Annotated in this window: 16 protein-coding genes; 6 read left to right on the plus strand and 10 right to left on the minus strand. The window is 67.3% G+C overall.

Annotated features, from left to right (window positions below):
- From RDV64_RS17905 to RDV64_RS17925, 5 genes are all read left to right on the plus strand, one after another.
- Window positions 1-1,215 (plus strand): MFS transporter, encoded by a 1,215-nt coding sequence (locus RDV64_RS17905; protein ID WP_309196322.1) that lies wholly within the window; start codon window positions 1-3, stop codon window positions 1,213-1,215.
- 162 nt (window positions 1,216-1,377) lie between these two features.
- Window positions 1,378-2,394: a BMP family protein gene (locus RDV64_RS17910; protein WP_375143763.1), complete on the plus strand. Its 1,017-nt coding sequence runs from the start codon at window positions 1,378-1,380 to the stop codon at window positions 2,392-2,394.
- Between the two features lie 25 nt (window positions 2,395-2,419).
- Window positions 2,420-3,955, plus strand: coding sequence for an ABC transporter ATP-binding protein (locus RDV64_RS17915; protein WP_309196324.1), 1,536 nt, complete (start codon window positions 2,420-2,422; stop codon window positions 3,953-3,955).
- Window positions 3,945-4,994 carry an ABC transporter permease gene (locus RDV64_RS17920; protein ID WP_309199541.1) on the plus strand — a complete coding sequence of 350 codons (1,050 nt, stop codon included), beginning with the start codon at window positions 3,945-3,947 and terminating at the stop codon, window positions 4,992-4,994. Before RDV64_RS17915 ends, RDV64_RS17920 begins: the two co-directional genes overlap by 11 nt.
- Window positions 4,994-5,938, plus strand: a complete 945-nt coding sequence (locus RDV64_RS17925; protein ID WP_309196325.1) for an ABC transporter permease — start codon at window positions 4,994-4,996, stop codon at window positions 5,936-5,938. Before RDV64_RS17920 ends, RDV64_RS17925 begins: the two co-directional genes overlap by 1 nt.
- Window positions 5,939-6,110: 172 nt before the next feature.
- Here RDV64_RS17925 and RDV64_RS17930 read toward each other — a convergent pair whose 3' ends face one another.
- The 6 genes from RDV64_RS17930 to RDV64_RS17955 are packed head-to-tail and all read right to left on the minus strand — an operon-like array spanning window position 6,111 to window position 12,700.
- The gene (locus RDV64_RS17930) at window positions 6,111-8,372 is read right to left on the minus strand and encodes a glycoside hydrolase family 15 protein (RefSeq protein ID WP_309196326.1); all 2,262 of its coding nucleotides are present in this window, start codon (window positions 8,370-8,372) and stop codon (window positions 6,111-6,113) included.
- Window positions 8,373-8,387: 15 nt separating this feature from the next.
- Complete coding sequence (locus RDV64_RS17935; RefSeq protein ID WP_309196327.1) at window positions 8,388-9,257, minus strand: VOC family protein; 870 nt, start codon at window positions 9,255-9,257, stop codon at window positions 8,388-8,390.
- Window positions 9,254-10,201 (minus strand): SMP-30/gluconolactonase/LRE family protein, encoded by a 948-nt coding sequence (locus tag RDV64_RS17940; protein ID WP_309196328.1) that lies wholly within the window; start codon window positions 10,199-10,201, stop codon window positions 9,254-9,256. Before RDV64_RS17940 ends, RDV64_RS17935 begins: the two co-directional genes overlap by 4 nt.
- Window positions 10,186-10,632 carry a cupin domain-containing protein gene (locus RDV64_RS17945; RefSeq protein WP_309196329.1) on the minus strand — a complete coding sequence of 149 codons (447 nt, stop codon included), beginning with the start codon at window positions 10,630-10,632 and terminating at the stop codon, window positions 10,186-10,188. The genes RDV64_RS17940 and RDV64_RS17945 overlap by 16 nt, the downstream gene beginning before the upstream one ends.
- Complete coding sequence (locus tag RDV64_RS17950; protein ID WP_309196330.1) at window positions 10,629-11,111, minus strand: DoxX family membrane protein; 483 nt, start codon at window positions 11,109-11,111, stop codon at window positions 10,629-10,631. The genes RDV64_RS17945 and RDV64_RS17950 overlap by 4 nt, the downstream gene beginning before the upstream one ends.
- Window positions 11,108-12,700: a GMC family oxidoreductase gene (locus RDV64_RS17955; RefSeq protein ID WP_309196331.1), complete on the minus strand. Its 1,593-nt coding sequence runs from the start codon at window positions 12,698-12,700 to the stop codon at window positions 11,108-11,110. The genes RDV64_RS17950 and RDV64_RS17955 overlap by 4 nt, the downstream gene beginning before the upstream one ends.
- 256 nt (window positions 12,701-12,956) lie before the next feature.
- Here RDV64_RS17955 and RDV64_RS17960 point away from each other — a divergent pair, with 256 nt between their 5' ends.
- Window positions 12,957-13,667: an NAD(P)H-binding protein gene (locus RDV64_RS17960; protein WP_309196332.1), complete on the plus strand. Its 711-nt coding sequence runs from the start codon at window positions 12,957-12,959 to the stop codon at window positions 13,665-13,667.
- Between the two features lie 30 nt (window positions 13,668-13,697).
- Here RDV64_RS17960 and RDV64_RS17965 read toward each other — a convergent pair whose 3' ends face one another.
- Genes RDV64_RS17965 through RDV64_RS17980 form a run of 4 tightly spaced genes read right to left on the minus strand, consistent with a single transcriptional unit; the run spans window position 13,698 to window position 17,732 of the window.
- Window positions 13,698-14,078, minus strand: a complete 381-nt coding sequence (locus RDV64_RS17965; RefSeq protein ID WP_309196333.1) for a cytochrome C oxidase subunit IV family protein — start codon at window positions 14,076-14,078, stop codon at window positions 13,698-13,700.
- Window positions 14,075-14,701: a cytochrome c oxidase subunit 3 gene (locus RDV64_RS17970; protein WP_309196334.1), complete on the minus strand. Its 627-nt coding sequence runs from the start codon at window positions 14,699-14,701 to the stop codon at window positions 14,075-14,077. The genes RDV64_RS17965 and RDV64_RS17970 overlap by 4 nt, the downstream gene beginning before the upstream one ends.
- Window positions 14,698-16,803, minus strand: a complete 2,106-nt coding sequence (locus RDV64_RS17975) for a cbb3-type cytochrome c oxidase subunit I (RefSeq protein ID WP_309196335.1) — start codon at window positions 16,801-16,803, stop codon at window positions 14,698-14,700. The genes RDV64_RS17970 and RDV64_RS17975 overlap by 4 nt, the downstream gene beginning before the upstream one ends.
- Entirely contained in the window at window positions 16,800-17,732 is a 933-nt protein-coding gene (locus tag RDV64_RS17980) for a cytochrome ubiquinol oxidase subunit II (RefSeq protein WP_309196336.1), read from the minus strand. Before RDV64_RS17980 ends, RDV64_RS17975 begins: the two co-directional genes overlap by 4 nt.
- Between the last annotated feature and the right edge of the window lie 202 nt (window positions 17,733-17,934).

The following is a 17,934-nucleotide window of genomic DNA, read 5'->3' on the forward strand; positions in this document are numbered from 1 at the left end:
ATGCCCGCCACTGTGCGTCTTCCTCTGCTTCTGGCCGAAACCACCGCGGTCCAGGCCGTCGGGTCGGCTGCGGTTCTTGCAATCGCAGCCGTCGCTCCGGCGGTGGCTCTGTCTGTCGGGGTGCCGGCCTCGCTGATCGGGACGCAGATCGCGATCGTCTATCTTGGCGGGATCGTGTCTTCGATCTTTGCCGGCATGCTCGTTGGCAGTGTCGGGCCCTGCCGGACCAGTCAGATCTCCATGGTGCTCAATGCGTTCGGCGCCTTGCTGTGCGCGCTGCCCGCGGTTCTGCCGATCGTCGCCGGCTCCCTGGTGATCGGCCTGGCCTATGGTCTCATCAACCCCGCCGCCTCAACCCTCCTTGCCCAGCACGCCCCGCCGCGGCGCCGCAACATCGTTTTCTCGATCAAGCAGACGGGCGTCCCGATTGGCGCGGCAATGGTGGGCCTTGCCGGTCCGTCGATGGCGCTTGCGCTGGGGTGGGGGTCGCTGCTCGTCGCCATCGCGCTCATCTCGCTGGGCCTTGCCGCCGCTCTCGAACCAGGCCGCAAGACCCTCGACACCGACGCTCCGCGCAGCACGCTCTCCGCCGGGGCAGCGCTTCGCGGCCTCCTCGGTATCCTGCGCAACGGCCCGCTCGCCTGCCTCGCGCTCGCCTCCTTCTGCTTCTCGGCGATCCAGCTCTGCACGATCTCCTTCCTCGTCGTCATGCTGGTGCAGGACTACGGCTTCGGCCTTGTCGCGGCAGGCGGGATTCTCGCAATAGTGCAGGGGGCGGGTATTGCCGGCCGTCTGTTCTGGGGCGGTGTCGCCGATGTCGTGGGCGCGGGGGCTCGTGTGCTGGCAGGGCTTGCCTTGCTGATGGCATGTGCGGCCGGCACCATCGTTGCCGCAGGCTTGTTCGGCTGGCCCACCGCAGTCGTCATCGCCGCGCTGATCGTCCTCGGGTTCACCGGGATCGGATGGAACGGCGTCTACCTGTCGGAGGTTGCGCGCTTCGCGCCGATGGGCGACGTCAGCGCGATCACCGGCGCTGCGATGGTCTTTACCTTCGCCGGGGTGCTGGTCGGCCCGAATGTCTTCGGCGCGTTGCACGCCCTGTTCGGCACCTTCGCCGAAGCGTTCATCACGCTTGTCATCGCGGCGGGTGTGGCATTTGCGCTGATGATGACAATTCTCGCGCGCGGCACGCCCAAAGCGGCCACCAGCCGCTGAAGACGACCACCTCGGACCCTGCGATGGTCTGCCCGAGAGACCGGCCCCGGCACAATTGGGGAAGGCGGGGCCTGTTGCGGGCGGCAGACTTGGCGCATCGCTTGCCTTAGAGTAGTCCCAACGCCGAAGACGCGCAGACGACAGGACGGGAGAGAGAAAATCATGCCGAGACGACCAATCGACTTTATCAGCCGACGGGATCTCCTGATTGGGGGCGGAGCGCTCATGGCCGCGGGTCTGCTGCCGCGAACTCTCTTCGCCGCCGACCCGGTGTCCACCGCGGGCATCTACACGGTGCCGGTGGAGCAGCAGTGGGTGAGCCGGATCCACAAGGCGGCGACGGCGGCCGAAAGCGCCGGCAAGGTCGCCTACCAGTTCTCCGAGAATGTCTCCAACACCGACTACCCGCGCGTCATGCGCGAATATGCCGAAAATGGCGTGAAGTTCATCGTCGGCGAAGTGTTCGGCGTCGAGGACGAGGCGCGCGAGGTCGCGGCCGAGTACCCCGATGTCTCGTTCCTGATGGGCTCCTCGTTCAAGGCGGACCCGGCGCTTCCCAACTTCTCCGTCTTCGACAACTACATCCAGGACGCATCGTATCTCACCGGCATCATCGCCGGCGCGATGACGGAGTCCGGCAATATCGGCATGGTCGGCGGGTTCCCGATCCCCGAGGTCAACCGCCTCATGAACGCGTTCATGGCCGGCGTGCGCGAAACCCGGCCGGATGCCGAGTTCCAGGTCGCCTTCATCGGCTCGTGGTTCGACCCGCCGAAGGCCAAGGAGACCGCGTTCGCGATGATCGACGCCGGCGCGGACGTGATGTACGCCGAGCGCTTCGGCGTGTCGGACGCCGCGCAGGAGCGCGGCATCGTCGCAATCGGCAATGTGATCGACACCCAGCCGGAGTACCCGGAAACGGTCGTCGCTTCCGCGCTCTGGCACTTCGAGCCGACGTTCGATGCGGCGCTAGAAAAGGTCGCCGCCGGCACCTTCTCCGCCGAGGACTACGGCCCCTACAGCCAGATGGCTGCGGGCGGCGCCTCGATGTCGCCGCTCGGCACCTTCGAGGGGAAGGTTCCGGAAGAGGCCGTCAAGCTTGCCGCAGAGCGCGCGGCGGCAATCAGGGACGGCAGCTTCACCGTCGAGATCAACGACGAGGAGCCGGCCTCCTCGTGATCTTCGCGCGGGCGGGAGTGAGACCTTGAGCGGCGGGGCGGAGACGGTTCTCCGCCTCCGCGGCATCTCGTGCCGTTTCGGGCCCGTGGTGGCGAACGAGGACGTCTCGCTCGACCTTCGTCGCGGCGAGATCCTGGCGCTGCTCGGCGAGAACGGTGCCGGCAAGACCACGCTCATGAACATCCTTTTCGGTCACTACACGGCCGATTCGGGGACTGTTGAGGTGTTCGGCCGCCCCTTGCCGCCGGGCGACCCGGCGGCGGCGCTGGATGCAGGCGTCGGCATGGTGCACCAGCACTTCACGCTGGCCGGCAACCTCACGGTCGAAGAAAACATCGTTCTGGGCACCGAGCCCTTGTGGCGGCCCGCCCGTGGGCGCCGTGTGGCGCAGGCGCGCATTGCAGAGCTGTCCCGCACGTTCGGTCTTGCCGTCGACCCGGCGGTGAAGGTGGGTGATCTCACAGTCGGCGAGCGCCAGCGCGTGGAGATCCTGAAGGCGCTTTACCGGGATGCCCGCATTCTGGTGCTGGACGAGCCGACGGCCGTTCTGACGCCGCAGGAGGCCACGGCGCTGTTCGAGACGCTGCGCCACATGGCGGCACAGGGCCTCGCTGTCATCGTCATCAGCCACAAGCTGCACGAGGTTCTCGCCGTCGCCGAGCGCGCCGTGGTGCTCCGGCGCGGCCGTGTCGTTGGCGAGGTGAAAACGGCCGAGACCGACCGTGCCGGGCTCGCCGCCCTCATGGTGGGCGGCACGGTTGAGCTTCCCTCGGCGTCGTCCGGCACGCCGGGGCCAGTCCGCCTCGCGCTGACAAGCGTTGTGACGCGGCCCCGCCGCGGCCCCGGTCTTGCGGGCGTTACGCTGGCGCTGCGGGCAGGCGAGATCACCGGCATCGCCGGTGTCGCCGGCAACGGCCAGTCCGCGCTTGCGGCGCTGATTGCGGGGCTGGAGCGGCCCGCCACCGGCACCCTTGAGGTGGACGGGGTGCGCATTGCCGCTTGGTCGCCCGCACGTGCGCTCGCCGCCGGCATCGGCCGCATCCCGGAGGACCGCCACCACGAGGGGACGGTCGCAGACTTTTCCATCGCCGAAAACGCGATCCTCGAAGGACACGGCCGCCGCCCGTTCGCGCGCGCCGGCATTCTCGACCGCGCCCGCGCAACCGCCCATGCCCGCGAAATCATCGCCGGTTACGACGTGCGCTGTCCGGGGCCGGAGCTGCCCGCCCGGCTTCTTTCCGGCGGCAACATGCAAAAGCTCATTCTGGGCCGCGTGCTTGAGGCGGCCCCCGGTATCATCCTCGCCAACCAGCCCGTCCGCGGGCTCGACGTCGGCGCCATCGCGTTTGTGGAGAAGAAGCTGATTGCGGCGCGGGACGCGGGGGCGGCGGTCATCCTCATCTCGGAGGATCTGGACGAAATCCTCGCCCTTGCCGACGTGGTTCACGTCATCTCCGAAGGGCGCCTGTCTCGCCCGTTCGCGCGCGGCACGGCGAACGCAGCAGACCTCGGCCTCCTGATGGGCGGCCATGGCTTTGAAACGGAACGCGATGCGGCTTGAAGTTCTGGAGGCGCCGGGCCTTGGCCGCCGCGCCGGCTTTCCCATGGCGGCAATCGCAGCAACGCTCATCCTTGCCGCACTTCTCGGCGCGCTCGCCGGCGCGGCGCCGCTTTCCGTGTTGCAGCTTCTGGTGGAGGGGGCAGTCGGCAGCCGCCTCGCGGTGCTGGAAACGCTGAACCGTGCGACGCCCTTGATCTTCACGGGCCTTGCCGTCGCCGTCGCCTTCAGGGCGCGCCTCTGGAACATCGGCGCGGAGGCGCAGCTTTACGCAGGCGCGGTCGTCACGGTGCTTCTGGGCACCGGCGCGCTGCCGTGGCCGTCGGCGATCCTTCTCCCCGTCGCCGCCGTGGCGGCAATGGCGGCGGGCGGGCTCGTCCTCCTTGGCCCCGTGGCGCTGAAATCGCGCTTCGGCGTCGACGAAGTGGTGACGACGCTCCTTCTCAATTTCGTCGCGCTCCTCATCGTCTCCTGGCTTCTCGAAGGCCCGCTGAAGGACCCGCGCGGGATGGGCTGGCCACGCTCCGCCCGCCTCATCGAAGAAGCGCGCCTGCCGCGCATCGTGGAAGGCCTGCGCCTCCACTGGGGCTTCCTCCTCGCAATCATCGCCGCTGTGCTCGTCTGGCTGATGGAGACGCGCACCGTGCTCGGCTACCGGATCCGGGCCGTCGGCCTTGGCGTGGAGGCGGCGCGCTTTGCCGGCATCAAGGTAGAGCGCGTCCTTGTGTGGACTGCGCTACTCTCGGGCGGGCTTGCAGCGCTCGCCGGCTTTTCCGAGGTGGCGGGGCTCAAGGGCAACCTCTCGCGCGACCTGTCGCCGGGGTTCGGCTACACCGGCATCATCGTCGCGATGCTGGCGCTCCTTCATCCGCTTGGTGTCGTTCTGGCGGCGCTTTTTGTGGCGGGCGTCTTCGTCGGCGCCGATTCCATGAGCCGCGCTGCCGGCGTGCCGAGCTACATTGCCGACGTTCTCCTCGCCGCGGCGCTCCTCTTCATGGTCGTTGCCGTGGGGTTGTCGCGCTACCGGATCAGGTGGCGCTGATGGAGGCGCTGGAAATCCTCGTCACGGCGGCATTCTGGGTGGCGACCATCCGCATTGCGTCGCCGCTCATCTTTGCCACGCTCGGCGAACTCGTCTGCGAGCGGGCGGGCGTCCTCAACCTCGGCATCGAAGGGATAATGGTCGCGGGTGCGTTCGCGGGCTGGATTGCGGTGTGGGGCGGGATGCCGCTCTGGGGCGGCGTCGCGGTGGCGGCGGCAACCGGAATGGCGTTCGGGCTTCTTCACGGCGTTCTCACCGTGCCGCTCGGCCTGTCGCAACACGTCGTCGGGCTTGGCATCACGCTGCTGGCGACAGCATCGTCCTACTACGCCTACCGCCTCATCCTGCCGGAGGTGACATCGCCGCCGCGCATCGAGCCGTTTGCGCCACTGCCCATCCCGGGGCTCTCCGAGCTGCCGCTCGTCGGCCCCGCGCTCTTCACGCAGACGCCGCTCACCTATCTGGCGTTCGCGCTGGCGGGCCTCGTCGCGTTCGTGCTCTGGCGCACGCCGCTGGGTCTTGCCCTTCGCGCGGTCGGCGAGAACCCGGCGGCGGTCGAGGCGCAGGGGCTCCCGGTGACGGCGCTGCGCGTCGGAGCGGTCGTTGCCGGTTCCGGGCTGATGGGCATTGGCGGCGCGTTTCTCACGCTGTCGTCCTTCTCCTCGTTCTTCTTCGAGATGGTGAACGGCCGCGGCTGGGTGTGCATCGCACTCGTGGTGGTCGGCGCATGGAAGCCGGGGCGGGCCGTGCTCGCCGCCGTCCTCTTCGCAGCGTTCGACGCCTTCCAGGTGCGCTTGCAGCAGACGCCGCTCGGCGCGGTGCTGCCTTACCAGCTCTTCCTCGCGCTCCCTTATCTGCTGGCGATTCTCGCCCTCGTCGTCATGTCGCGGCGGACGAGCGTTCCGGCAGCCTTGATGCAACCCTATCGCAAGGGCGAACGCTGACCGTCGACCGCTTCGCAAGAGGCGGCGCCAGGTTTTCGCGCTGCGCCTCGCACAGCCGAAACGGCTCTGTACTCGCTTGAACGCCCGTAAAAATTCGCGGAGCCAGGGCCGCCTTGGCGGATCGTACCGATGGGGCCTCGTTTGGGATGGCAGCGGACGTTGCTGCGATTGATCAAATGGTCAAAACGACCGTCCAGTCCCGTCCTTCCCATTCGTTAACAATGCGGCGCGTGAACTCGATGGTCCGCTGTCCCGCGAACTCTCCGGCGTCGAGGGTGACCGTAAACAGGCCGAATGGCCCCGCAACGGCCTCCCTGTCGGATACGTTCGTCCATCCGTCGAACCCGAAATGGAGCGTGAAGGGCCGCACGTCCTGCCAGATGACCGCGCGCCCGGGCGGAAGGCGGTCGATCGGCACGTCGGCCCGCCACCGCCAGGCATTTGCGGCAGGCGCATCGGCGCCCGCATAGCGCGCTTCGACCGCGGCGAGAAGCTCGACAGGGCGGCCCGACTGTTCCGTTGCGACAAGCTTCAGAAACTCCGCGTGCGCCCAGACGAGCGGCATCGCGCTCCCCGACGGCCGCCCCGCAACAAGGCCGCGCTGCGGGATCGGCGGCGCGTCCCAGACCTGCTCGGGCATCAGCCCGCCTGCGCTTGCCGTCCCCATCATCGCTGCGAGGTAGGGGCCGGCGTCTTCGCCGTCCGCCAGGGCAAGGTGCCCGCGCTCGCCGGCGAGGAGTGGCCAGGCCCGGCCGACGCCGCTTCCGTCAAACGCGCTGCCGTCGTCGTGTTCGCCGTAGCCGTCTTCGTTGTAGCGCCGGTAGAGCGGACCGCTCGGGGTGGCGACGCGCAACGCGGCGTCGACCCGCGCGGTCGTTGCCCGCACGAGGGGGCTGTCCGCCGCCCGCAGTCCCATCCGCACCAGCGCGGCGTATTCAAGGCCGAGGAGATTGGCGGCGGCGATGCTTTCGCCGGAGCGGTTTCGCAGCTGCACCCGGCCGGCGATGCCGCCGTCCGCCGCGGGCGGGCCGATCCGGACATAGTGCCGGGCCGCGCCGTCGCCGGCGGCGCACCAGCCTTCCAGCCGCTCGTTGCGCTCGTCGGCGGCGTCGGCGGCCTCGTCGCGCTCGGCCGGGTCGAGCCACGGGCCGGCTGCCACAAGGCCGGCAATGTCTGCGGCGAGGGTGAACGGGCTGAAGCCCGGGTTCTCTTCCCAGCGGTCCTGCGGGCTCATCGGTCCCTTCGTGAGAAGGTGGCGCGCGGCGGCGCGCACCATCCGCCGGGTTCCGGGCAGCTCGTCGCCGCCGCTCTCGGCAATCTTCGCGGCAAGCAGAATGGGAAAAGCGATCTCGTCGAGCTGCTCGCCGGTCCAGTAGGGGGTGCCGTCGGGATAAGCGCACTGCGCCCAACCGCCGTCGTCGTCCTGCACGGCGATGAGGTGGGCAAGGATCCGCCGCGCATCGTCGATCAGCCCGACCGCAATCAGCGCAAACGCCGACAGCGTCGCATCGCGCGGCCACACGAGGTGGTAGCCGCCGGAGGAGTCCGAAGTGTTGCCCCAGGGGACGCTGAGGCTGGCGACGATCGCGCCCGGAAAGGTCCTGTCCTCGTGGATCTTGAGGACAGTTGCCGAAAATCGCGCCGCCCGCTCGACGGCGGGGTCCGGGTGCAGCGCGCGAAGGCCCGCACCCCATGCCTCCCACCCGGCGACGAAGCTGGAGCGGACCGCGTCGAACCCCTCGCCAAGGCTCGACAGCGCATGGGTCCGTGCCCCCGTGGCGGTGTCGGCGAACGCGAGGGCGAGGATGCCGGTCCCCTCTGGCAGGATCGCGGTCAGCGCGACGTTTCCGCCCGGGGCGCGGGTGTAGACGTCCTCGAGATGGCCGTTCCGGGCAAGATCACGCCAGCCGTCGGATGCGCCGGAAAAGCCGGCACTCATCGTCTCGAACGGGGTGTCGGCGGCGATGCAAAGTGCCTTGCCGGCGCTCTCGGCGAAAAGCGCGCCATTGGCGACAAATGCGGTGTTGCCGTGCCCGGTCTCGCCGAGCCGCGGGGCTGCGAAAAGGACAAGGCGACCGCCGCGGACGTCGTAGCGCACCAGAAGCGTGTCGCGGGACGGATCGGGCAGCACCTCGAACGTCACACCGGCCTCGTGGGCGATGGTGAGGAGCGGGACATGGGGCGCCGGGGTCGATAAAGTGTAGGCGCGCTCACGCTTGAGGTCGACGAAGCGGTCGCCGACGAGCATGCCGAAGGCGATGTCGCGCAGCTGCGGCTGTCCGGTGGTCGGCCAGTAGACCTCGTTGATGACGCCGTGGCCGATGGTCGCCCACAGGCGCGAGGCGCCGAGCGCGGTGGTCACGAAGTCCTTGTCGCTCGAGGCCCAGGTGGGCGCGATGCCGGGGGCGCCCGGCGCGATCTTCTCTGCGCTCATTGCGCCAATCCTCCGTTACCGTTGATGGGCCGCCATCCGTGCGGTGACAGTGCCGCCGTGGCCGCCGGGTTGTCGCTGCCGCAATTGCAGACCCGTGGCGCCTCCGGTCGCGGCACTGATCCATCGGTGCCCGTCGGGATCGCGCCACGGCCCGTTGCCGGCGCCTGCGAGGATCGTGCGGGTTGCGCGCAGATCGTCGTCGGCGAGCGGCACCGCGGCAGCGGGGCGGTAGCACAGGAGTTCCAGGTGCGGCGGCGCGGTCTCCGGCACGAGCGGCGTCACCACGACATCGGCGCCCGCCACACCGTCAAGCCGGTCCTGCTCCACGCCCCGGTTGTGCGTTCCGGGTTCCGGGCGAAAGCCGAGGGCTGCATAGGCGGCGAGGCTTGCCGCAGTGTCGGCGACGACGATGGCGGTGTGGTCGATGCCGAGGAGGCCATCCCCGGCGCGGCCTTGCCAGGCGGGCGGCACCTGACCCACCGGAAAGGAAAGAAATTCGAGCGGATGCCCCTCCGGGTCGCAGAACTTGAAGGCGGTGACGCCGCCCGAACTGGCCGGAAGGATCTGCGGGCCGTTCGTGCTGATCGCCGACCAGCCTTCAGCGGCGGCGAGGCGGTTCATCGCGGCGTTGATATCCGGCGCAACCATCGCGAAGTGCTGGAACGCCGTGTCCGGGCCTGCGCCGGTTGCGGGAGGTGCACCGTCCACCTCGAGGATCTCGATCCGCTCCGCGCCCAGCGTTAGCCCAAGGAGCCGGCGACGGCCGACGAATGGGTCTTCCACCATTCCTTCGTCGGCGGGCAGGAAACCCAGCGCGTTGCGGTAGAATGCGGCAAGCCGGTCCGCATTGCGCGAGACGAGGCGGATCGCGGCGATGGCGGTCACAGCAGGCGCGCCCCGCGCCGGTTGAGGAAGATCGAATAGACCGTGCTGCCGCCGCAGATGAAGAGGCGGTTCAACGCAATCCCGCCGAACGCAACGTTCGCCACGCGGGCGGGGACGGTGATCCGGCCGAGCACCGTGCCGCCGGGGTCGATGCAGTGCACCCCGTCCGCCGCACTCGACCACACGAAGCCATCCTCGTCGACCGCAATGCCATCGGCGTAACCCGGCGTGATCTTGTGGAACAGACCGCCCCCGGTGAGGCGGGTTTCGGCGCCTTCGCCGGCCACATCGAACACGCGCAGGAACTGGTCCGGATTGTCGCGCGTCTGGTCGCCGGTCTCGGCCACATAGAGGCGGCGGAAGTCGGGCGAGAAGGCAAGGCCGTTGGGCCCGCCAAAGTCGTCCGCCATGACGCGGATGGAGCCGTCCGCCGGGTCGAACCGGTAGAGTGCGGGCGGTTGCTCGCTCTCCTGCCGGCCGCCTTCATAGTCGTTGGAGATGCCGTAGAGCGGGTCGCTGAACCACAGCGACCCATCCGGATGGGTGACGATGTCGTTGGGCGCGTTGAGGCGCTTGCCGGCGTGGCGATCCACGAGCCGCGTCACCGTGCCGTCACGCTCCGTCCGGTAGAGGCAGCGGCCGTGGTGGGAGCAGGCGACCAGCCGCCCCTCGCAGTCGCGCGTCTGCCCGTTCGCATAGTCGGACGGTGCGCGGTAGATGCTGACGCCGACGCCCTCGATCCACCGCATCGTCCGGTTGTTGGGGAGGTCCTGGAAGAGAAGCGCGCCCCAGTCCCCCATCCAGACAGGCCCCTCGGTCCAGCGGTAGCCGGTGCCCAGCGCCTCCAGCCCCGCGTTCGCCAGCATGAAACGGTGAAAGCGCGGTTCGAATGCCTCGTAGTCGGGAGCAACCTTCCCGGAGGGCAGGTTCACTGGAACGGGCATGATTTCGTGGCCTCGCGCGGCGTGTCGAACTGAACGAGCATCAAAACGGCGGGTTCGTCGCCAACGGTGCCGGAGGTGTGACCCTTGCGGCCGTCCTGTTCGGCAGCGCCCTGGTCTTCGCCGAAAGAGATTTCGCCGGGACCCATCTCCACGCGGGTGCCATCCATCGCCTCGACGTACCAGCGGCCCGACAGGGGTATGATCCACTGCGGCTTCGGGTTCTCGTGCCAGTCGCCCTGCCAGCCGACGGGCAGGACCGTGACCATCACGCTCGCCCCGTCGTGGTGCGTCCGGCCTTGCCATTGCGGGCTGGCGCCGGACCCGATCGACTTCATCTGGAACTCGCTCATGGTGCAGCGGTGCTGATGGGTGATGCCGTCGGCATCGGCGTAGAGGTGCCAGTAGGTCACCGTGGGCGAATCGCCGCTCATGGGTTGGCTCCGGGAAGGGGGGCTGCTGCGTAGGGGTGCGAGGAGGCGAAGGGGTTGGCGAGGAAGGCATCCACGTCTGCCGCGGTGGGGCCGAGCGCGAGGACGAGAAAGCCGCCCGCGACCGCGAAGTTCTTCCAGAAGTCGAAGAACATCTCCCGGCCCTTGCCCGCGCCCGTCAGGCCGAAGCCCGGCACCGCCCAGAAGCGCTTGTAGAGGATCGCCGTCGCCGCGCAGTAGAGCGCCAGCACAAGCGCCGCAAAGCGGTCCGCAATGCCGGTGAGGATGCCGGCCGACATCACCACCTCGACGAGGAAGCCGACCGCGATCATGATGGCGGCGAGCGTGCGGCCGATGCCGATCTCCTGCGCCTGCCCAACCGCGCCGCGAAAGTTGAGCACCTTGTCGAGCGCGCTGAAGGGCAGGAACAGCGCGATCAGGGCGATCCGGCTCAGCGCCGTCAGAACGATTTCGAATGTCATCGGCCTGCGAGCCTTTCTTCAATTCCGTCCGTCACGCGCAGCGCGTTGGCGATGATGGTCAGCGTGGGGTTCACGGCACCGATCGACGGGAAGAAGCTCGCATCGGTGACATAGAGATTGTCGAGTTCGTGGGCGCGGCAGTCTCTATCCAGCACCGAGGTGGCGGGGTCGGTGCCGAAGCGCATCGTGCCCGCCTGGTGCGAGGTGCCGCCAATCGGCACGTTCTGGCCGAAATATAGCTGCCGGTCGAAGAGGTGCGGATGCACGTCGAGCTTGTTGCAAAGGTCCTGCAGCTTGCCCCGCAGCCGCTGGTGCGCTTCGAGGTTGGTGTCGGTCAGGTCGAGATGGACGCGGCCTTCCTTGTAGTGAATCCGGTTTTCCGGTTTCGGCAGATCCTCGGACGTGAGCCAGAAATCGAGCGAATGGTGGGCAAGCCAGTCGAACGGCTGCTCCGGAAAGAGTTGCAGCGCCTTGGGCAGCGCCTCGCCCTCGATCTGCGCCCCGTCGGACTTGCCGACCATCTGGATATGGCCGAGCGGATACTCCCAGCCGCCCATCCCGCCCCGTTCGGGTGCGTGGTAGAAGTCGTTGAGGCCGAGCGTCTTCTGGAACTTCGTCGGGTTCGGCGTGCGCGAGATCGCAAGCACGATGGAATTGTTGTGCCGCATGTAGTTGCGCCCGACCTGGCCGGAGCCGTTGGCGAGCCCGTTTGGATGCGCCTCGTTTGCCGAGCGCAGCATTAGGAGCGCCGACGACAGCGCCCCGCAGGCCACCACCACGATATCGGCCGTGAGCGTGCGCTGGCGGGCGGCCTCGCCCGTGCCTTCGACCACCTCCACGCCGGTGACGGTGCGGCCGGTGGCGTCGGTCGTCAGCCGCTCGGCATAGGTCCGCGTCATCAAGGTGAGGTTGGGGTACTCGCGCAGGGCGGGGTCGACGCAGATGACCTGCGCGTCGGCCTTGCCGTTGGTGAGGCAGGGGTAGCCGTCGAACCGGTCGCACTTGATGCAGGGGCTCGATGGCGTTGCCTTGCCGTCAACCTCGTCCAGCAGGATGCCGACCGGCAGGTGGAACGGCTTGTGCCCTTCGCGCGCGAGGTCGTCGGCGAGCTCCTGGATGCGCGGCTCGTGGGTGACGGCCTGGAAGGGGTAGGGCTTGAGCGAGGGTGGCTCGGTCGGGTCCTCACCGCGCGCGCCGTGGACGTGGAACAGCTCCTCCGCCGCCTGATAGTAGGGCTCGAACGTCTCGTAGCCCACAGGCCAGGCCGGCGAGACGCCATCCTGGTGGTGGACCGCGCCGAAATCGCTCTCGCGCAGCCGAAACAGGATCGAGCCGTAGACCTTGGAGTTGCCGCCGACGAAATAATGGAGGCCGGGGTGAAACTCGTTGCCCTTGCTATCGGTCCAGAGCTCGTCGGTCTGATACCGGCCCTTGTTGAAGACCGCGTTCGCGTCCCAGTTTTCCCGCTCTCGGGGAAGATAATCGCCCCGCTCCAGAATGAGAACCTGCCGGCCGCTCTCGGCAAGCTTTCGGGCAACGGAGCCGCCCCCTGGTCCCGATCCGATGACGATGACGTCCCAATGAGTCATGAGCAAAGCACTTCCGGGTCAAATCAATTTGTCTCCGGGTGAACTTACGACATTTCGAGCTGCGGCAAGCGATCGCATTTATAAAAGATGTTAAGGTACAGCGTCGAGGCGATCGCTCCTGACCGGCTTCATCCGCGTTGGCATCTCCGTCGCGCTCGGCCTTTCGGCGCCCGACAAAAGCCCCTCGGTAGCATTCTGCCGCACCTCATTGCCGGCGTGGTGTGGAACGAGTACCGGGTTGCCACGTTCGCGGATCATGACAAACACAGCACCCATCGTCCCGCCCGCCCGTATCGTTGTCTTCGGGGCCACCGGCAATACTGGCCGCGCGGTCCTGCGCCAGGGCAACGCGCGTGGTTTCGACATGGCCGGCGTCGATCTCGGCAAGGCGGATGACACGTCCGGCGATTGGGACGAGATCGTCGCAAACGTCCTGGAAGACGATCTTGCGCCTGCGCTTGAGGGCGCCAGCGCCGTCATCTCGTGCCTTGGCGTGGGCCACTCCATCGGCACGCTCGCCGATCCGCCGCCGCTTTATTCGAAGGGGACCGCGCGCATCGTCGAAGCGATGGGGACCGCCGGGGTGAAGCGGATCGTCGTCATTTCCGCAACGATGGTCGCCGCAAACGACCGCGGTCCGCTGATGTTCCGGCTCGGCATGGCACCGGCGCTGACCCGCGTGCTCGACCAGATGGAAGAGATGGAGCGCGAGCTTGCCGCTTCCGGGCTGGACTGGACGGCGGCGCGGCCGGGCTGGCTGCTCGACAAGCCCGCAACCGAGGATTTCGTCCTGTCGGAAGGCGAAATTGCCGATGGGCTCATCCGCACCCGCATCGCGGATCTTGCCGGTGTGATGCTCGACTGCGTCGAACAGGGCACGTTCTCACGCGGCTATCCGGCCCCTGCACGCAAGGAAACGGACGAGGACGAGAGCAACGAGGCCGTGCTCAAGGCCATGATGGCGTGACGGCCCCCGGCGAGATTGATCGCCGGCCCCTCAGCCTCCGGTTCCGTCGTGGCCCGAGTGCGCGCCGGAGCCGGTTTGATGCATCCGGCCGGAGAGGTCGGTCATGATGTACCACGTCCCGCCCGCCATGATCGCCAGGAGACTGACCGAGAAGAACACGAGCAGCAGGTCCTCGCGCGCCTCGCGTCCCGAGAAGCTGAGGTGAAGGAAGCTGCGCATGTGAACGGTGATCTGCATCAACGCCGCGACGACGATGACGATGATCTTGAAGGTCGTCGGCAGGTCTGACAGGAGGGCGGCGAAGGCGAGCACAGTGAGAATGAGACTGAGCACGAAGCCGACCGCGTAGGTTCGACGCTCGCGCCTGGCAAGTTCCTTCGGGTTGATCAGACTTTCGTCGATTTTGGTCATGCGAGAGGCACCAGGAAGACGAACGAGAAGATGCCGACCCAGATGAGGTCGAGGAAATGCCAGAACACGCCCAGCATCATCAGGCGCGCTTTCACCGTGTCGTCGATCCCGCGCCAGAGGACCTGGCCGACCATCGCGAGGATCCAGAGGACGCCGGCAAAGACGTGGAGGCCGTGGAGGCCGACGAGCGTGAAGTAGGAACTCAGCCATCCGCTCGCCTGCGGCACGCCGCCCTTGCTGGCCTGTGTCAGGAAATCGGTAATTTCGAAGTACAGGAATGCGCTGCCGAGTGCGGCGCAGACGAGGAGCCAGGCGATCACCTTGCCGCGCCCGTCCCAGTATTTGACGCTCAGCGAAACACCCGCATAGGCGGTGCCGCCGAGGAGGAGGAGGCCGGTCTGGATGGCGACACTGCGGATGTCGAACAGCTCCTTCGGCCCCGGCGCGCCGGCGAGGCCCACCGGGTCGAGGTAGGAGGCGTAAGACGCAAACAGGATGCCGAAGATGATGAGATCGCTCATCAAAAACACCCAGAAGCCGAAGACGATGGCTTCGGCTTCGTCGTCCGCTTCGCCGTGCGCCGCGCCAAGGTTCAGGCCGGGATAATCACCGTTGTTGCTCATGCGGCGAACTCCGCAATGTCCGGAACGCCGCGATTGCGCGCCGTCATTTCATCGGCGCGCGTCGCCGGCTCCAGGCCCGCGACAAACTGGCGGAAGCGGGTGTCGGCTTCCGCCACCTCGGCGGCCGGGATGATCCTCGGCCTGATCGTCCGCATGCCGCGCAGGAGCAGCGCTGCGGGAATGAGGAGGGCGCTCACGATCGCCAGCCACCAGATGTGCCAGACCATGGCGAAGCCGAAGACGACGGACGCGCCCGCGATGACGATGCCGTGCGCGGTATCGGCGGGCAGCTCGATGTCCTGATAGGCGGCCGGCGCCTTCCACGCGTCGCCAGCGCGCTTGGCCGCGCCCCAGTGGTCCCTCGCGGTGACCTGCGGAATGGTGGCGAACGTCCACTCGGGCACCGGCGCGGGCGTCGACCATTCAAGCGTGCTCCCGTGCCAGGGGTCGCCGCCGGGCACCGCCAGCTCCACACGCCTCCGGTAGCTCGTCCAGAACGTCCAGAAGAGGCTGGCCAGCGCGCAGAGCATGAAGCAGGCGCCAAGCGCGGCAACGTACATCCAGGGCAGGAAGTCCGGGTTCTGGAAGGTCGGCGAGCGGCGCGGAAGCCCCATCAGGCCGAGAACATACAGCGGCATGAACGTCACGATGAAACCGACGACGAAGAACAGCGCGGTCCGCCGCCCCCATGTCTCGTCGAGGCGGAAGCCGAAGGCCTTGGGGAACCAGTAGTGAATGCCCGCCAGCATTCCGAAGAGCACGCCGGGGATGATGACGTTGTGAAAATGCGCGACGAGGAAGGTCGTGTTGTGGACCTGATAGTCGATTGACGGATTGGCGAGGATGATGCCGGACAGTCCGCCGATGACGAAGAGCATGAAGAAGCCGATGAGATAGACGATTGGCGCGGTCATGCGGACGCGGCCGCGCCACAACGTCGCCATCCAGTCGTAGATCTTCACGCCCGTCGGAACGCCGATCACCATGGTGGCGATGCCGAACGCAATGTTGACGCCGGCGCTCTGTCCCATCGTGAAGAAGTGATGCAGCCAGACGGTGAAGCTGATCACCGCGATGCTCATGCTGGCGATGACGAGCGAGGTGTACCCGTAGAGCCGCTTGGTCGAATAGGTTGCGCTGACTTCGGAAAACACGCCGAACGCGGGCAGAATAAGAACGTAGACCTCCGGGTGGCCAAACATCCAGAAGATGTTGGCGTAGTTCATCATGTTGCCGCCGGCGGTATTGGTGAAGAAGTGGAACCCCGCATAGCGGTCCAGCGCCAGCATCCCACTCGACACGGTCAGCGCCGGCATGGCGTAGATCAGCATTATTGCGACGCACAGCGAGGTCCAGCAGAATAGCGGCATGCGCATCAAATGCATGCCCGGCGCGCGCTTCTTGAAGATGGTGACAGCGAAGTTCATCCCCGTCAGCGTCGAGCCCACCCCCGATATCAGGACGGCCCAGAGCCAGTAGTCGACGCCTTCACCGGGACTGAACGTCTTGCCGGTGTAGGGCGGGTACATGGTCCATCCGCCAGTGCCGAACTTGCCGACGAGGAGCGAGACCATCACCAGCGCGGCGCCGGCCGCGGTCAGGCCGAGGCTGACCTGATTGAGTACGGGGAACGCCATGTCGCGCGCACCGAGCTGCTGCGGCAGGACGAAATTGATGAGGCCGACGAGTAGCGGCATGGCGACGAAGAAGATCATGATCGTGCCATGGGTGCTGAAGAGCTGGGCGAAATGGTCCGGCGCGACGAGGCCGCTTTCCGGCTCGGTGAGCGTGCCGAGTGCGGTCGCCTGATGCGCCCGAATGACGAACCCCTCGATGACGCCACGCGCCAGCATCACCAGCGCAAGCGCGATGTACATGATGCCGATCTTCTTCGCGTCGGCCGAAATCAACCAGTTGCGATAAAGCGGTCCCCACCACCGCATGTACGTGAGGAGGGCCACTGCGACGAATGCCCCGAGGACCAGCACGCTCGCCGCACCCGCGCCCACGATCGTGCTGATGTCGACATGCCGGCTGAGGTCGGTGTAGGGCGTCACGTCCCAGGTGAGGTTGCCGAAAATGGGACTGGTCTCGCCGCTCATCGGCCTATCTCCGGCAGATCGCTTTCAGGCAGGCCGGTCCCGCCCCAGGTCCGGGTCGCTGCCCCACCACCCGGCTGGTGATACTTGGCGACGATCCGGCGGAACATGTCCGGTTGAGCGAGTGTCATGGTGATCGGCTCCGCGCTCTTTGCGAGGCCAAGGTCGGTCCGGGCATCGGCGAGGACCGAGCGTTTGCGCAGGGTGGTGTAAGTGGCTTCGTCAAGCGTCAGCTCACCGCCGCCCTTTGAAACCCATGCCGTGTAATCGTCCGGTTCGAGCGCCCGCACGGTGAATTTTTGTCGTCCGAAGCTGTTTCCGTTGAACTGCGTGTTCTCGCCCTCCGCCTCGCCCGGTCGGCTCGCGGCAAAGTTCAGCTTCGTGGTCATTCCCGGCATCGCATAGATCTGCCCGGTCAGCGGCGCGATGAGGAGGCTTTGCATAACGGTGTCCGTCGTGAGGGTCAGCTCGACCGGCCGGCCGACGGGGATGACGAGTTCGTCGACCGTCGCGATCCCGTCTTCCGGGTAGATGAACAGCCATTTCCAGTCGAGACCGATGACCTGAACCCTGAGCGGGTCCGGGCCGAGCGCGTTGTAGGGGTCGAGCTTGCTGGTGGAATACCAGAGCCAGCCTCCCAGCACGACGACGACCAGCGCGGGCACGCCCCACATGGCGATTTCGAGCTTTGGCGAATACTCCCAGTCCGACGTGTAGCGGCCGCGCGGCTTGGCATAGCGATAGCGCCACAAGATCAACGGCACGCCGATGAGGACAGGCAGGATCACGACCATCGAGATCGCGATGACCCGCAGAAGGTGGGTGAACTGCTCGTCAGCGATCGGCCCCATGGGCTGAAGAAAGCTCTGCTCCAGCGTTTGCGATGCAAACGCCGCATCCACGGCGAGGCTCGCCAGCACGCCGCCGGCCATCACCCTCGTCCACCCCAAGATAGGCGTTTCCAACCCGATAACCCCGCACTGCCGAGCTGCAACTCGAAGCCGCGCCCGCACCGTCCAACGCTTTGCGATGCCTTGCCACTGTCGAAAGCGTAACAAACATTGCCTGCGCCGCAATACCCGACACGTCAGCCGTTGTCAGGCACCGATTGCCGCCAGGAGCCGCCGGGTCGCT

Origin of the sequence: Acuticoccus sp. MNP-M23, from assembly GCF_031195445.1 — a bacterium.
Taxonomy (GTDB): domain Bacteria; phylum Pseudomonadota; class Alphaproteobacteria; order Rhizobiales; family Amorphaceae; genus Acuticoccus.

What these genes read in the sequence shown, in the direction of transcription:
- RDV64_RS17905 (WP_309196322.1), top strand. Translation starts at nt 1, where the DNA reads ATGCCCGCCACTGTGCGTCTTCCTCTGCTTCTGGCCGAAACCACCGCG.
- RDV64_RS17910 (WP_375143763.1), top strand. Translation starts at nt 1,378, where the DNA reads ATGCCGAGACGACCAATCGACTTTATCAGCCGACGGGATCTCCTGATT.
- RDV64_RS17920 (WP_309199541.1), top strand. Translation starts at nt 3,945, where the DNA reads ATGCGGCTTGAAGTTCTGGAGGCGCCGGGCCTTGGCCGCCGCGCCGGC.
- RDV64_RS17925 (WP_309196325.1), top strand. Translation starts at nt 4,994, where the DNA reads ATGGAGGCGCTGGAAATCCTCGTCACGGCGGCATTCTGGGTGGCGACC.
- RDV64_RS17930 (WP_309196326.1), bottom strand. Translation starts at nt 8,372, where the DNA reads ATGAGCGCAGAGAAGATCGCGCCGGGCGCCCCCGGCATCGCGCCCACC.
- RDV64_RS17940 (WP_309196328.1), bottom strand. Translation starts at nt 10,201, where the DNA reads ATGCCCGTTCCAGTGAACCTGCCCTCCGGGAAGGTTGCTCCCGACTAC.
- RDV64_RS17945 (WP_309196329.1), bottom strand. Translation starts at nt 10,632, where the DNA reads ATGAGCGGCGATTCGCCCACGGTGACCTACTGGCACCTCTACGCCGAT.
- RDV64_RS17950 (WP_309196330.1), bottom strand. Translation starts at nt 11,111, where the DNA reads ATGACATTCGAAATCGTTCTGACGGCGCTGAGCCGGATCGCCCTGATC.
- RDV64_RS17955 (WP_309196331.1), bottom strand. Translation starts at nt 12,700, where the DNA reads ATGACTCATTGGGACGTCATCGTCATCGGATCGGGACCAGGGGGCGGC.
- RDV64_RS17960 (WP_309196332.1), top strand. Translation starts at nt 12,957, where the DNA reads ATGACAAACACAGCACCCATCGTCCCGCCCGCCCGTATCGTTGTCTTC.
- RDV64_RS17965 (WP_309196333.1), bottom strand. Translation starts at nt 14,078, where the DNA reads ATGACCAAAATCGACGAAAGTCTGATCAACCCGAAGGAACTTGCCAGG.
- RDV64_RS17970 (WP_309196334.1), bottom strand. Translation starts at nt 14,701, where the DNA reads ATGAGCAACAACGGTGATTATCCCGGCCTGAACCTTGGCGCGGCGCAC.
- RDV64_RS17975 (WP_309196335.1), bottom strand. Translation starts at nt 16,803, where the DNA reads ATGAGCGGCGAGACCAGTCCCATTTTCGGCAACCTCACCTGGGACGTG.
- RDV64_RS17980 (WP_309196336.1), bottom strand. Translation starts at nt 17,732, where the DNA reads ATGGCCGGCGGCGTGCTGGCGAGCCTCGCCGTGGATGCGGCGTTTGCA.